Raw genomic sequence first — 14,428 nt, forward strand, 5'->3', positions numbered from 1 at the left:
TCGCATCAGACCCCCCGGTGCCGATAGGCCGACGGGTAACGGAGAAGACGGCAAACTCACGCGTCGTCCCCGCGTCGAACGAATGTCCAGGCGGACGTCGGGCGCTTCCCAGCGTACGGCAGCAGCAGTTGCCGAGTCGGCTACATCCGCCCTTCGCGGCGCAGCAGATCGGCTGCACTCATGCCGCCGCCGCGCCGCTTGCGCTCCTCGTCGACGGCCGCGTCGCGGGTGTCGATCTTCTCGGTGGCATCCGCATCCTGCTTGCGCGGGGTGGGGATGGCCGTCGTGGGCTCGTTCCCGGCTTCTGCCGGTCCCGGCATCGCCCGGGTCGGCTCGGCCGACGGCGGAGTCGGCGCGGGGTGTGATCCGGCGGGCGCCGAACCCCGCAGCTCGCCGAGCCAGGACTCGATCTCCCGGTTCGAGGCCCGCGCGGGTTCGGGCTGACGCGCCGGCGTCGGCTCGGGAGCGCGGGGTGCACCGCCACGCGGGGGTGCGGCTCGGCCAGGGTCGACGCGAGGCGTCCGCTGGGTGGCTGCCGTGGCGTTCGATGCGGGCTCGGTCGGCGCGGCGAACCGCGTCGTGGGTGCCTCGCCCGACCCCGCGCCAGAGCCGGCAGGCGTCGGGATGCGCGTGGTCGCCGTCGCGGACGGCTGGCTGACCCGCGGCGGAACGGCCACGGGCTGCGCCCGTCCGCCGCCGGGTCCGGTCGGCAGCCCGGGCCGCGGTGCGGCGGGCAGGCCGCCCTCGGGGTGGCCGGGATCGTGCGGTGGCCGCGGCCGGATGGGAGCGCCCGCACCGACCAGCGCGGCGGGATCGTTCTCCTGTTCGCGCACCGTCGGTCGCCTGCGCTCGTCGGGCAGTTCGGTCTCGCCGAGGCCGAGCCGCTCCTGCAGCCGCTTCATCCAGCGCGGTGCCCACCAGCAGTCGTCGCCCAGCATCTTCATGATCGCGGGGACCAGGAACATGCGGACGATCGTGGCGTCGAGCAGCAGCGCGAGCAGCAGACCGAACGCCAGGTACTTCATCATCACCAGGTCGGAGAAGACGAACGCACCCGCAACGACGGCCAGCACCAGGGCGGCGCCGGTGATCAACCGGCCCGTGGTCGCGGTACCGATTCGGATGGCCTCGGCCGTGGACATACCGCGGGCTCTCGCCTCCACCATTCGGGAGACCAGGAACACCTCGTAGTCGGTCGACAACCCCCAGATCACCGCGATGATCAGACCGATCATCGGGGCCATCAGTGGCTGCGGCGTGTAGTTCATGACGCCGGACCCGTGGCCGTCGACGAACATCCACGTGAGGACGCCCATCGTCGAACCGAGGGTCAGCGCGCTCATCAGCGCGGCCTTGATGGGCAGGACCACCGACCCGAACGCCAGGAACATCAGGATCGTCGTGGTCGTGATGAGCAGCAGGCCCATCAGTGGCAGCTTGTCGAACAGACTGTGGATAGAGTCCTGTTCGAGCGCGGGCGTGCCGCCGACGGACACCGTGATGCCCCGCGGTGCGGCCAGCGCGCGCAACTCCTCGATCTTCTCGGGGGCGTCGGCGCGGTTCACCAGACCGTTCTGGATGACGCGGGTGTCGGGGTTCTTCGACGCGCCGTCGAGGTAGGACCGTTCCTGCCACATCTTCGACGGGTCGTCGTCCGGCTCGATGAAGCCCGGGATGGCCGTCGCGTTCGCGCGGACCTCGGCGATCTGCTGATCGGTGACCGGTTCGCCGTTCTGGCTCTCCAGGACCATCGTCAGCGGTTCGGTGCGGAAGCCGGGGAACGTCCTGTCGAACGCCTCCTGCGCCTGGCGGACGGAGTTGTCCGGCGGCAGGTACTTCTCGCTGATGCCGGCGAGCGCGAGCTGGCCGAGCGGGATGATGAGGATGATCATGAAGATCACGATCGGCGCCGCGAACGCGATGGGCCGCTTCATCACGCGGTTGACGAGCTTGCCCCAGAAGCCCTTCTCGACCTCGGCGCGCGTCTTGTTCTTCTGCGTCTTCTCGGCGAGCCAGTGCAGCCACCAGACGATGGGCTTGCGGGCCAGCGGCACGTAGCGGGCGAGTGCCAGGCCGAACGTCACGACCACCAGGAAGATGACGATGCCGAGCAGCATCCAGTAGACGGCGCTGCCGATGACGTCGGCGTCCTTCAGCGCGATGATCCCATAGGTCATGGCGCCGTACAGCGCGGTGTAGCCGAGGACCTGGCCGATCAGGGCGAGGTTGGCACCCTTCTCGCCGGTCTCCTTGATGCGCTTGCGGGCGATGTGGCCCAGCGCGATGCCGACCGGCGGGAGCAGCACGCCCAGCGGGATCGAGGCGACGGCGAAGGTGTTGGTCTTCGGGTTGTCGGGATCGGCCTCGACGGGGTCGGGCAGCGCGAACTTGACCAGCGTCTTGACGCCGAGCGCGTCGACGCGCGGGCCGAGGATCGCCAGCGCGGCGGCCAGCACCGTGATCGACAGGATCGCCGCGATCATGACCGACGCGATGATCGCGTAGGTGATCGACTTCAGGAAGCCCTGCGGGAACAGCAGCAGCGGCACCGACGAGGCGACCAGGATCACCGCGGAGAACATGACGGTGCGGCCGGACGTCATCACGGTGCGGCGGACGGCCGCCTCGGTGTCGTAGCCCTCGGCCAGTTCCTCACGGAATCGGCTGACCATGAAGAGCCCGTAGTCGACGGCGATGCCGAGCCCCATCAGGGTCACCACCGGCTGCGCGAAGAAGTGCACCGGGATGAATTCGGCCGCGAGGCGCATCACGCCGAGCGCGCCCGCGATGGTCAGGCCGCCGATCAGGCCGGGCAGCGCCGCGGCGATGACGCCGCCGAACACGAAGAAGAGCACCACGCAGACCAGCGGGATGGCGGCCACCTCGGCGCGCTTCTGGTCCTCGCCGATCGTGCCGGTCAGCTCGCTGGCCAGCGGCTGCAGGCCGGCCTGCTGGACCTCGACGCCGGGGATGTTCAGCGCTTCCTTGACGGTCGTGCCGTCGGACCCGACGTTCTTGTTGTAGTTGTTCAGGATGACGTCGTCGTTGTCGCCCTTGAGTTGCACGGACATGAAGGCGTGCTTCTTGTCGGCGTCGGCCATGGTCTTGAGGACCTCGGGCGCCTTGAAGTAGCCGATCGTCCGAAGGATCTGGTCGGGGTGCGTGCGCTCCACCTCGGCCAGGTTGTCCAGCACCTTCTGCTTGAAGGCCGGATCGTCGACGGTCTTGCCGTCGGGCGCGGTGTAGAGCGCGACGATGTGGCCGGACGTGTCACGTCCGTACGCCGCGTCGGCCGCCAACGAGGCGTGCACCGACTGGCTGCCCTCGTCGTAGAAACCACTCTGAGTAACGTGCGCGCCGAGACTCATCCCGAACACGCCGCCACCTAGGCACAGTGCGACCATGATTCCGATGACTGCGTATCGGAATCGGTACACCGTTCGACCCCACCAGGCGAACACGTCAACTCCTTATGATCTGCGTCAAGTCGTTTCGGCCTGAGCTGTTTGTCATTGTCAGGCCCGCGAGGCGAGCAACGCGGACAACGGCCGGAACGGCTGTAGCCACGCACCCTGCTCGGGTAGCGAATCAAGGCCGATTCGCGGGAGCGATTCTCTGAAGACGCCGGGAATGTCCTCGAGGTCGACGAACTCCAAGGTATCCGACGCTAACGCCCAACTGGCATGTTCACGAAATCCCAGGACGTGTACGGCGATGCCCTCGCGGGCCACGTCCTCGAGCGGGAGCCGGAACGCCTGGCCGTCGGCGGACGCCACGTAGACGCTGGCCAGACCCTCGCTGCGGCGTAACGCGATGTGCGCGAGCATGTCCGAGTCGACGTCGCTGTCGTCGTCGATCTTGGGCTTGGCGAACACCGCGAATCCGACGTTGCGGAGTGCCTCCACCCAGGGTCGGACGACGTCGGCGCTGCCCTGGGCGATGTTGGTGAAGACCGTCGCCTCGGGCTCCAGTGCGGCCGGGAGGCCCTCCTCGGCGCGCGCGGCGGACAGATCGGCCGTCTGAGCCAGCAGCCAGCGGCCCAGCGCGTCGAACCGGGGGCGGTGCGCCGCGGTGGGCCTGCCACCCAGGATCGAGCCGAGCCCCATGTCCAGGTTGGGGGCATCCCACACCAGCAGCACGCGTTGCGGCACCACGGGGGCGTCGTCGGCAGGGTCCTCGACGACCTCGACGTCGTCGGTGACGGTCACGGTCGACTGCTCGTCGTCATCGGCGGTCTCTCTTCTGCCAGAGCAGTTCGGTGATGGCGCTGCCGGCACGCAGCCCTCTGGCCTCGTACTTCGTCTCCGGCCGGCGGACCGAGATCGGGAGGTCGGTCCGGTCCGGATCGATTCGTTCGAGCTGTGGCTCACCGTCGCCGACCTCCGCTATCTGCTCGGCGTACTCGGCGTGGTCGGTCGCTGCGTGCAGCACCCCGCCGGGCTTCAGTCGGTCGGCCATCAGGGCGACGGTGGCGGGCTGCAGGAGCCTGCGCTTGTGGTGACGTGACTTCGGCCACGGGTCCGGGAAGAAGACGCGGATGCCGGTCAGCGACCCGGGCTCCAGCATGTGCTCGAGCACGTCGACGCCGTCACCGCGCACGAACCGGATGTTGGTCAGGCCGTCGCGCTCGACGGCGCCCATCAGCTGGGCCAGTCCCTTGCGGTAGACCTCGACCGCGATCACGTCGAGGTCGGGCTCCTCGAGGGCCATCGCGTGGGTGGAGGTGCCGGCACCGCAGCCGATCTCCAGGACCAGCGGCCCCCGTCGGCCGAACCACGCCGCCGCGTCGAGTGGGGCCGCCGGGCTGCCGTCGGCGTTTCGGGCCTCCGCACCGAGGTCGGGCCACCTGCGGGCCCAGGTCTCCTCCTGCCGGTCCGTGAGGCCGGCGTGACGCGCCCGGAAGCTGGTGATGCGGGGGTGCGGGTGCAGGGGTTCCCGAGCGGAGGCGCCGACGTCCTGACCGGCGTCCTCGCGCTGGGCATGCATTACCCCATCGTCCCTCGTGTCGGGCCGGGTGCCCGCATCGTGGTGCGGATTGATACCCAATGGTTGCCTTCCGGGTCGGGCCGCCGTGGTAGCCGAAATCGGTGCTCCGCGGGTGTACCCGCCGGTGCCACGATGGAACGGGGGGACTTCCATCGTGACGCATGCCTTCGCCGTTCACCTGGCGGACTTCGCTAGCACCGGGTCGTGTCCGCACGCATGGCTGCTCGCCGACCGTCTGCGCCGGCCCGATCGGGTTGCGGTGCTCGGCCGCGCGGGGGTCGGTCGGCGCACCGTCGAGGCCGCGCTGCGGCGGGCCGGGGTGGCGGTGTCGGGAGGTGACGCCGAGGTCGCGGTCGTCGTCATCGCGGAGGACGCCAAGGCCGAGGACCTGGCGCTCGTGCGCTCTGCCGACCGACCCGCGCTGTTCGCGCTGACGAAGGCCGACCTGGCCGGCTCTGGTGCGGGCGGCCCGCTCGCCGTCGCCCGCCGCCGCGCCGCGGCGATCCAGTCGCGCTCGGCGGTCCCGACGGTGCCCGTCGTGGGCCTGCTCGGCGCCCTCGGCCCGGATTCGCTCGACGACGACCTCGTCGCCGCGCTGCGCGCCTTCGCCGTCCACCCGCCGGACATGACCGGCGTCGACTCCTTCGTCGACGACCCGCACCGGGTCGGGCGGGACGTCCGGACGCGACTGCTGGCGGTGCTCGACCGGTTCGGGATCGCGCACGCCATCCTGGCGCTGGACCGCGGCGTCGACCCGTCGGGTCTGTCCGATCATCTGCGACGGCTGGGCAACGTCGACGAGGTGTCGTCCGCGCTGGACGCTGCGTCGGCACGCGTCGGCTACGGACGGGTGCTCGACGCCGTCGCCGAACTGCGTTCTCTGACAGACACTTCCGTCGACGCCTGGCTGGCCTCCGACGACACCGTCCTCGCCGTGATGGCGGCCGCCGTCGACGTCGTCGAAGCCGATGGCCTGCGGGTGGACCGTGGTGACACCGCCGCCGACCACCTCGAGCGGGCACGACTGTGGCGCCGGTACGGCCGCGGGCCGGTCTCCACGCTGCACCACCGTTGCAGCGTGGACATCGTCCGCGGCTCGCTGCGGCTGCTCGACGGGTCCGCCCGGTGACCGTCGTCCGGGTCGTGGGACCGCCTCTCGCCGGGGTCGACGGCGTCGTCACGGCCCTGCGCGCGGCGCTGCCCGCACACGTGGTGGTGACCCGGGACGGGGCGACGGCGCCGGACGCGGTGGTCACGGTCGTCTCGGCCGTCGCCCCGCTGACACGCTCCGACTGGGAGCCGCTGCGGCGGGCAGCGGAGGACGGGGGACGGGTGGTCGGCGTGGTCTCGAAGATCGACGCCCACCGCGGATGGCGCGAGGTACTGGCCGCCGACCGGCTGCGGGTCGGCGGGTGGAGCCCCCGGCATCGGACGATCCCGTGGGTGGGCGTCGCCGCCGCCCCCGACCTGGGCGAGCCCCACCTCGGCGACCTGGTCGAGCTGCTGACGGATCCGCGCCCGGTCGAACCGCCGCGGGCCGACGCCGTCGAGGTCAGGACCGCGCTGGCGCGCACCCGGTTGCAGCTCCTGCGGGTCGTGCGCGACCGGTGTTCGACACTGCGCGTCGTCCTGCGGGAGGACGCCGCCGCCGTCCCGAGCGGGGGTGTGGCGCGCTTCGAGTCCGACGCCCGCGGGTCGGTCGACGCCGTCCTCGCCGATCTCGACGCCGAGATCACCCGCGCGATCGCGGTCGCTGCCACCGACCTGGGCGTCGACGTCCCGGCGGACGCCGTGGCGCCTGACCGTCAGGACCCGCCCGCACCGCCACGCACGACGTCCCGCCGACTGGAGGGCCGGCTGATGGCCGTCCTCGGCGCCGGTTTCGGCCTCGGGGTCGCGCTGGCGATCGGCCGGGTGCTGACGGGCCTGGCGGGCGGCCCTCCGGCGCTGGGGATCGGCGCCGGCGTGGCGGTGGGCCTGGCGCTGGTGGCGTGGATGGTCAGGACGCGGCGGCTGCTGCACGATCGGGCGGTGCTCGACGGCTGGGTCGTCGAGGCCGTCGCGGCGCTGCGGTGGCACGCCGAGTCGGTGGTCGCCGAACGGCTGCTGGCCGCCGAGGTGGAGTGGATGCGACGTCGCCGGGCGGGGCCGTGAGCTACTTCCTGGTGGCCGTGCCGGTGTCGACGTCCACGGCCACGTCCTGGGTGTCCGTGCCGGACGTCCGGACGTCGACCGTGTAGCGCTGTACGCCGTCGTCCCACTCCAGTGCCCACTCGGCCACCGAACCCGGTACCAGTGCGGTCGCCTTGCCGAGGGCGTCCTTCGGCGTCAGCTTCCGGGGGTCGACAGCCCTCGGATTCGCCGACTCCTGATCGCGGTCGTCGGCGATCACCCGCGCGGAGACGGCGTCGACCTTGATCTCGTGCTGGTCGGTGTTCTGCTGGGAGTCGATCTTCCACACCCACGCATTGCCGCTGCGATCGAACTCCAGCTCGATCTTGGTGACCGTGCCCCCGGGGAGGGTCTGCTCGGCGACCGACAGCGCACGGTCGAGGTCCACGGGAAACCTGGCCGTGGCGAGGTCGGCATCCGGTCCGGGGCCCGCGGTCGCGGGTGGGGTGGTCGACGTCGCGGATTCGGACGACGACGCGGACGCCGAGGACGTCGACGACGCAGCGGTCTCGCCGCCATCGCCCGAGGAACACCCGGACAGGGCCAGGGCGCCGATCGCCGTCGCGCACACCAGGGACGTTCTGAACCTCTGCGTCGTCGTCACGCCCGCGTCTCTACCCAGGCGCGGCCGACGACGAACATCAGGCGCCGCGCGGACTCGGGAAACGGATCGAAAGGTGTTACCGACCAGTACGAATGGCGTCGGACGAAAAACGCCCGATTCCGCCGTCTCTGAATCGTTCCTGTGAGAGATCGGACATACTCCCGATTAACCGGGGGTACGTCACCCGCGTTAACCTCAATCAAGCGACCACCGTGACTGCACGCAGGAGATATCGAAAATGACCTCAGCGACCATTCCCGGATTGGACAACGCGCCGACCACACACGAGGGCCTGCTGGCCTGGGTCCGCGAGGTTGCCGAACTCACCCAGCCGGAACGGGTCGCGTTCGCGGATGGCTCCCAGGAAGAGTACGAGAGACTGGCGGAGCAGCTCGTCGCCGCCGGCACCTTCCAGAAGCTGAACGACCAGAAGCAGCCGAACTCGTACCTGGCGCTGTCGGATCCCTCCGACGTCGCCCGCGTCGAGTCCCGGACCTACATCTGCTCGGAGCGCGAGGTCGACGCCGGTCCGACCAACAACTGGATGGACCCCGCCGAGATGCGCGGGCTCATGACCGAGCTGTACCGCGGCAGCATGCGCGGCCGGACCATGTGGGTGGTCCCGTTCTGCATGGGACCGCTCGGCGCCGAGGACCCCAAGCTGGGCGTCGAGATCACCGACTCGGAGTACGTCGTGGTCTCCATGCGCACCATGACCCGGATGGGCCAGGCCGCGCTCGACAAGATCGGCGACGACGGCTTCTTCGTCAAGGCGCTGCACTCGATCGGCGCCCCGCTGGAGCCGGGCCAGGCGGACGTGCCGTGGCCGTGCAACGACACGAAGTACATCACCCACTTCCCCGAGTCCCGCGAGATCTGGAGCTTCGGCTCGGGCTACGGCGGCAACGCGCTGCTCGGCAAGAAGTGCTACTCCCTGCGCATCGCGTCGGCCATGGCCCACGACGAGGGGTGGCTCGCCGAGCACATGCTGATCCTCAAGCTGATCAGCCCGGAGAACAAGGCCTACTTCATCGCCGCGGCGTTCCCGTCGGCGTGCGGCAAGACCAACCTGGCGATGCTGCAGCCCACCATTCCCGGGTGGCGCGCCGAGACCGTCGGCGACGACATCGCATGGATGCGATTCGGCAAGGACGGCCGGCTCTACGCCGTCAACCCCGAGTTCGGCTTCTTCGGCGTCGCGCCGGGCACCAACTGGAGCAGCAACCCGAACGCGATGAAGACCATCGCCGGGGGCAACACCGTCTTCACCAACGTCGCCAAGACCGACGACGGCGACGTGTGGTGGGAGGGCCTCGAGGGCGAGCCCGACCACCTGATCGACTGGAAGGGCAACGACTGGATCCTGCGGGAGACGGAAAGCAAGGCGGCGCACCCGAATTCGCGCTACTGCACCCCGATCTCGCAGTGCCCGACGCTGGCTCCCGAGTGGGACGACCCGCAGGGCGTGCCGATCTCGGCGATCCTGTTCGGCGGCCGCCGCAAGACCACCGTCCCGCTGATCACCGAGGCCCGCGACTGGCAGCACGGGGTGTTCATCGGCGCCACGCTCGGCTCCGAGCAGACCGCCGCCGCCGAGGGCAAGGTCGGCACCGTGCGCCGCGACCCGATGGCGATGCTGCCGTTCCTGGGCTACAACGTCGGCGACTACTTCCAGCACTGGATCGACATCGGCAAGAACGCCGACGAGTCGAAGATGCCGAAGGTGTTCTTCGTCAACTGGTTCCGTCGCGGCGACGACGGTCGCTTCCTGTGGCCCGGGTTCGGCGAGAACAGCCGCGTGCTGAAGTGGGCCGTCGAGCGCATCGAGCACCAGGCCGAGGGCAAGAGCACGCCGATCGGCATCGTGCCCACCGCGGCGGACATGGACCTCGAGGGTCTGGACGTCGACCCCGCCGACGTCGACGAGGCGCTCGCGGTGAACGCCGACGAGTGGCGCAGGGAACTCCCGCTGATCGAGGAGTGGTTCGAGTTCGTCGGCGAGAAGCTGCCCACCGGCATCAAGGACGAGTTCGACGCGCTCAAGACCCGGCTCGCCGAAGCGGACTAGTCGGTCCCCTCTCCCCGCGACCGTGCGTGTCTGTTCCGCGACACGCCGCTCCGGCCCGGAGTTTGCGCACGCTCGCGACCCCTCTTGACACCTGTCAACTGAGGCCGTCGTAAAGTTTTGGCATGCAGATCCGCGAGCATCTGGGCTCCGACAAACCCGCCATCGTCCTCTATCCCTCGGGCACGGTCGTCACGTTCGACCAGCTCGAGGCGCGGGCGAACCGGCTCGCGCACTACTTCCGCAGCCGCGGTCTGCGCGAGGGCGACGTGGTCGCGATCCTGCTGGAGAACAACGAGCACATGCACGCGGTCATGTGGGCGGCCCGCCGCAGCGGCCTCTACTACGTGCCGATCAACACGCACCTCACCTCCGCCGAGGCGGCTTACATCATCGACAACTCCGGTGCGTCGGCGATCATCGGCTCCGACGCGCTGCGCGACACGTGCCGGGGACTCGCCGCCGAACTGCCCAACGGTCTGCCCGCCGTCCTGCTGCTCGCCGACGGTGACCTCGACGGCTGGGAGAGCTACCCGGAGTGCGTCGCCGACCAGCCCGACACCCCCATCGACGACGAGTGGGAGGGCGATCTGCTGCAGTACTCGTCGGGGACCACCGGCCGGCCGAAGGGCATCAAGCGCGCGCTGCCCCACGTCTCGCCGGCCGAGGCGCCCGGCATGATGTCGGCGCTGGTGAGCTTCTGGATGCATCCCGACGCCGTCTACCTCAGCCCGGCGCCGCTCTACCACACGGCGCCGTCGGTGTGGTCGATGAACGTGCAGGCCGGTGGCATCACCACCGTCGTGATGGAGAAGTTCGACGCCGCAGGGTGTTTGGACGCGATCGCCCGGCACCGCGTGACCCACGGCCAGTTCGTCCCCGCCATGTTCACCCGCATGCTCAAGCTCCCGGAGGACGTCCGCACCTCCTACGACGTGTCCAGCCTGGAGCGCGTCATCCATGCGGCGGCGCCGTGCCCGGTCGAGATCAAGAAGCAGATGATCGACTGGTGGGGACCCATCGTCGACGAGTACTACGCGTCCTCGGAGGCCCACGGCTCCACGCTCATCAGCGCCGACGAGTGGCTGACCCACCCCGGCTCGGTCGGCAGGCCGATGGCCGGTGGCCTGCACATCCTCGACGAGGACGGCAACGAACTGCCGCCGGGCCAGTCCGGCGAGATCTACTTCGAGGGCGGCCGCGACTTCGAGTACCTCAACGATCCGGGCAAGACCGAGTCGTCGCGGGACAAGCAGGGCCACGGCTGGATGACGGTCGGCGACATCGGCTACGTCGACGAGGAGGGGTACCTGTACCTCACCGACCGCAGGCACCACATGATCATCTCGGGCGGGGTGAACATCTACCCGCAGGAAGCCGAGAACCTGCTCGTCACGCACCCGAGGGTGATGGACGCGGCCGTCTTCGGCGTCCCGCACGACGAGATGGGCCAGAGCGTCAAGGGCGTGGTGCAGACCGTCGACCCGGCCGACGCGACCGACGAGTTCGCCGAGGAACTCGTGACGTGGCTGCGAGAACGCCTGGCGCACTACAAGTGTCCGCGGTCGATCTCGTTCGAGGCCGAGCTGCCCCGGACCGACACCGGCAAGCTCTACAAGCAGACGCTGATCGACAAGTACTCGGCACCGGTGAGCTGACCCGTGGCGCTGCGGGTCGTCGACCTGGCCGACGAGCCCTGCGCGACGGCGGGCGTCGTGATTGCCACCGGTGACCCACAGGCGTCGAACGCCGAATACTGGCTGCAGCGTGCGACGTTCACGCTCGTCGAGTCACCTCCCGTCGATCGTCGTACCGTCCGGGTGCCGTCGGTGAGCGCCAGCGCCGCGGCCATCGCCGAACGGGTGGACGAGTGGCCCCAGGCCTCGGCGGTGTGCGACGACGTGCTGCGAGCGGTGGACGTCGCCGGCCCCGCCTTCCCCGGGGTCATCGCAGAATCGCTGGCCTACTCCACGTTGCAGGCGGGCGGCGAGTTCGCGCGGTGGCTCGCGGCGCGCGGCCCGGCGCACCCGCCCGACGACCCCGAGCCGGTGATCGCCGACCGGGACGGCGACGTGCTGCACGTGCGATTCAACCGGCCACGCCGCCACAACGCGTTCTCCACCCCCGTGCGCGCTGCCCTCCTCGAGGCGCTGGAGGTCGCCCGAATCGACCCGTCGGTCACCGGCGTCGTACTCGGCGGCATCGGTCCATCCTTCTGCAGCGGAGGCGATCTCGCGGAATTCGGCACGTTCGACGACCCCGCGACGGCGCATCTCGCCCGCACCCGCCATAGCCCGGCGCTCGTCTTCGACGAACTCACCCGACGCCTCGGGCGGGCCTGCCGCGCCGAGGTGCACGGCCAGGTGCTGGGCAGCGGACTGGAGATGGCGGCGTTCTGCGGGCACGTGACGAGTACCCCGGACGCGGTGTTCGGGCTGCCGGAACTCGCACTCGGGCTCATCCCCGGCGCGGGCGGAACGGTGAGCATCACCCGCCGCATCGGTCGCTGGCGGACGGCGTACCTGGTGCTGTCCGGCGCGACGATCACCCCCGCCACGGCGCTGGAGTGGGGTCTGGTCGACGCCGTCACCTAGTCGCTCAGGTCAGCGCGACCGGCGCAGCGTGACCCGATAGGTGTACTGCTCCGGCAGGAAGTGGCTGACCGCCAGCTCGACGGGCGTGCCCGAGGCGTCGGCGTAGAGCCGGTCGACGCGCAGCATCGGGTGGCCGGCCGCGCAGCCGACACCGGTGGCCACGTCGACGTCCGCGGCCCCGACGGTGATCGATTGTGCTGCCTCGGCGATCGGCTGCGCCAGGTGCGGCTCGATCAACCCGATGATCGTCGTCGTGCTGACCGCGCCGTCGGAGGTCTCGGCGGCACCGAGCACCGGTCGGGCGACGTGTTCGGGCAGGAAGACTCGCGTGACGACGAACGGGACGGCGTCGTGCAGCCGCCGGAACGTCACCGCGTAGACGACGTCGTCGTCGAGGCGCAACCGGCTGGCGGCGTCGACGTCGACCCGGCGGCGCAGGCCCGTCAGCACCTCCATCGTCGTGTCGTCGGACAGGCTCATGAGGTCCTCGATCGACCCGAGCTGTCGGAGGTAGCGGCCGGCGTCGTTGGCGTAGGTGCCGCGACCCGGCACCCGGTAGACGACGCCCTCGGCGACCAGCTCCTGGAAGGCCCGCCGCACGGTCTGCCGCGACAGGCCGAGCCGGGCCACGAGTTCGGACTCCGTCGGCAGTCGAGCGCCGCCGGAGTAGACCCCTGCGCCGATCTCATCCCGAAGGCGTTCGCGAAGAGCCTGATACGCCGGTGGCGCGCGCACCGCTCAGATCCCGCCGCGTGCGACCAGCTGTGCGGCGATGACGTTGCGCTGGATCTCGTTGGTGCCCTCACCGACGATCATCAGCGGTGCGTCGCGGAAGTACCGCTCGACGTCGTACTCGGTAGAGTAGCCGTAGCCGCCGTGGATGCGGACCGCGTTCAACGCGATCTCCATCGCGGTCTCGGAGGCGAACAGCTTCGCCATGCCCGCCTCCATGTCGGCGCGCTCGCCGCCGTCGTAGCGGTCGGCGGCGTGGAAGGTCAGCTGGCGGGCGGCGGTCAGCTTGGTCGCCATGTCGGCGAGGTAGTGCCCGACGGCCTGGTGCTTCCAGATGGGCTGGCCGAAGCTCTCCCGCTCCTGCGCGTAGGCAAGCGCGTCCTCGAGTGCCGCGGTGGCCACGCCGAGCGCCCGCGCCGCGACCTGGATGCGGCCGGTCTCGAGCCCCTTCATCATCTGCGAGAAGCCATGTCCGGGAACATCTCCCAGGACGGCCGAGGTGGGCACGCGGTAGCCGTCGAACGACAGCTCGCACGACTCGACGCCCTTGTACCCGAGCTTGGGCAGGTCGCGTGAGACCGTCAGGCCGTCGCTCGACCGGAGGTCGAGGCCCGGGGCGGCCTCTCCGTGCTCGGCTAGCACGATCGACATGCCCCGGTGCTTGGGCGTCGCGGCCGGATCGGTCTTGCACAGCAGCGCGATCAGGCCGGAGCGACGGGCGTTCGAGATCCACGTCTTGGCTCCGCTGATCACCAGGTCGTCACCGTCGCGACGTGCCACGGTCGTCATGGCCTGCAGGTCGGAGCCGCCGCCCGGTTCGGTGAGCGCCATCGTCGCGCGCAGTTCGCCGGTGGCCATCAGCGGCAGGTAGCGCCGCTTCTGCTCGTCGGTGCCGAACAGATCGAGGAGCTTGGCGACGACGGTGTGTCCGCCCATCGCCCCGGCCAGGCTCATCCAGCCCCGGGCCAGTTCCTGGGTCACCAGCACGTAGCAGCGGGTGGACACGGGCGTGCCGCCGAAGTCCTCGGGCACGGCGAGGCCGTAGATCCCGAGCTGCTTCATCTGCTCGATCCACGCCTCGGGGTAGGCGTTGGCGTGCTCGACGTCGCGCACGGTCGGCTTCACGTCGCGGTCGACGAAGGCGCGGACGGTGTCGACCAGCATGGCTTCGTCGGCGTCCAGGTCGTGAGCACTCATATGTACGGCCATATCGGAACCCATCTTGACACGCCGATCAGGACGCTGCCAGCATGACTTCCCGTGACTTTGTCCGGC

Annotated in this window: 11 protein-coding genes; 5 read left to right on the forward strand and 6 right to left on the reverse strand. The window is 70.2% G+C overall.

Annotated elements, in window-relative coordinates; genetic code table 11:
* Window positions 1–140 precede the first annotated feature (140 nt).
* The 3 genes from G6N64_RS07415 to trmB all read right to left on the reverse strand — a co-directional run bounded on the left by G6N64_RS07415 (window position 141) and on the right by trmB (window position 4,986).
* Entirely contained in the window at window positions 141–3,461 is a 3,321-nt protein-coding gene (locus G6N64_RS07415; protein WP_163796291.1) for an MMPL family transporter, read from the reverse strand.
* A gap of 54 nt (window positions 3,462–3,515) precedes the next feature.
* The gene (locus G6N64_RS07420) at window positions 3,516–4,154 is read right to left on the reverse strand and encodes an NYN domain-containing protein (RefSeq protein ID WP_246231209.1); all 639 of its coding nucleotides are present in this window, start codon (window positions 4,152–4,154) and stop codon (window positions 3,516–3,518) included.
* 70 nt (window positions 4,155–4,224) lie between these two features.
* Entirely contained in the window at window positions 4,225–4,986 is a 762-nt protein-coding gene (gene trmB, locus G6N64_RS07425) for a tRNA (guanosine(46)-N7)-methyltransferase TrmB (protein WP_163796293.1), read from the reverse strand.
* 154 nt (window positions 4,987–5,140) lie between these two features.
* Here trmB and G6N64_RS07430 point away from each other — a divergent pair, with 154 nt between their 5' ends.
* Window positions 5,141–6,115, forward strand: coding sequence for a hypothetical protein (locus G6N64_RS07430; protein WP_246231006.1), 975 nt, complete (start codon window positions 5,141–5,143; stop codon window positions 6,113–6,115).
* Entirely contained in the window at window positions 6,112–7,140 is a 1,029-nt protein-coding gene (locus G6N64_RS07435; protein WP_163796294.1) for a hypothetical protein, read from the forward strand. Before G6N64_RS07430 ends, G6N64_RS07435 begins: the two co-directional genes overlap by 4 nt.
* Before the next feature lies 1 nt (window position 7,141).
* On the opposite strand, the gene G6N64_RS07440 is transcribed toward G6N64_RS07435, so the two are convergent.
* Window positions 7,142–7,762, reverse strand: coding sequence for a PepSY domain-containing protein (locus tag G6N64_RS07440; RefSeq protein ID WP_163796295.1), 621 nt, complete (start codon window positions 7,760–7,762; stop codon window positions 7,142–7,144).
* A 238-nt stretch (window positions 7,763–8,000) separates the two neighbouring features.
* Between G6N64_RS07440 and G6N64_RS07445 the strand changes: the two genes are divergently transcribed.
* The 3 genes from G6N64_RS07445 (at window position 8,001) to G6N64_RS07455 (ending at window position 12,421) form a co-directional block, all read left to right on the forward strand.
* Window positions 8,001–9,830, forward strand: coding sequence for a phosphoenolpyruvate carboxykinase (GTP) (locus G6N64_RS07445; protein WP_163796296.1), 1,830 nt, complete (start codon window positions 8,001–8,003; stop codon window positions 9,828–9,830).
* 122 nt (window positions 9,831–9,952) lie between these two features.
* The gene (gene fadD4 / locus G6N64_RS07450; protein WP_163796297.1) at window positions 9,953–11,485 is read left to right on the forward strand and encodes a fatty-acid--CoA ligase FadD4; all 1,533 of its coding nucleotides are present in this window, start codon (window positions 9,953–9,955) and stop codon (window positions 11,483–11,485) included.
* A 9-nt stretch (window positions 11,486–11,494) separates the two neighbouring features.
* Window positions 11,495–12,421: an enoyl-CoA hydratase/isomerase family protein gene (locus tag G6N64_RS07455; RefSeq protein WP_246231210.1), complete on the forward strand. Its 927-nt coding sequence runs from the start codon at window positions 11,495–11,497 to the stop codon at window positions 12,419–12,421.
* A gap of 9 nt (window positions 12,422–12,430) precedes the next feature.
* On the opposite strand, the gene G6N64_RS07460 is transcribed toward G6N64_RS07455, so the two are convergent.
* Both G6N64_RS07460 and G6N64_RS07465 read right to left on the reverse strand, forming a co-directional pair.
* Complete coding sequence (locus tag G6N64_RS07460; protein WP_163796298.1) at window positions 12,431–13,156, reverse strand: GntR family transcriptional regulator; 726 nt, start codon at window positions 13,154–13,156, stop codon at window positions 12,431–12,433.
* A gap of 3 nt (window positions 13,157–13,159) precedes the next feature.
* Window positions 13,160–14,350 (reverse strand): acyl-CoA dehydrogenase family protein, encoded by a 1,191-nt coding sequence (locus tag G6N64_RS07465; protein WP_163796299.1) that lies wholly within the window; start codon window positions 14,348–14,350, stop codon window positions 13,160–13,162.
* Window positions 14,351–14,428 lie beyond the last annotated feature (78 nt).

The organism is Mycolicibacterium sediminis (assembly GCF_010731735.1).
GTDB lineage: Bacteria > Actinomycetota > Actinomycetes > Mycobacteriales > Mycobacteriaceae > Mycobacterium > Mycobacterium sediminis.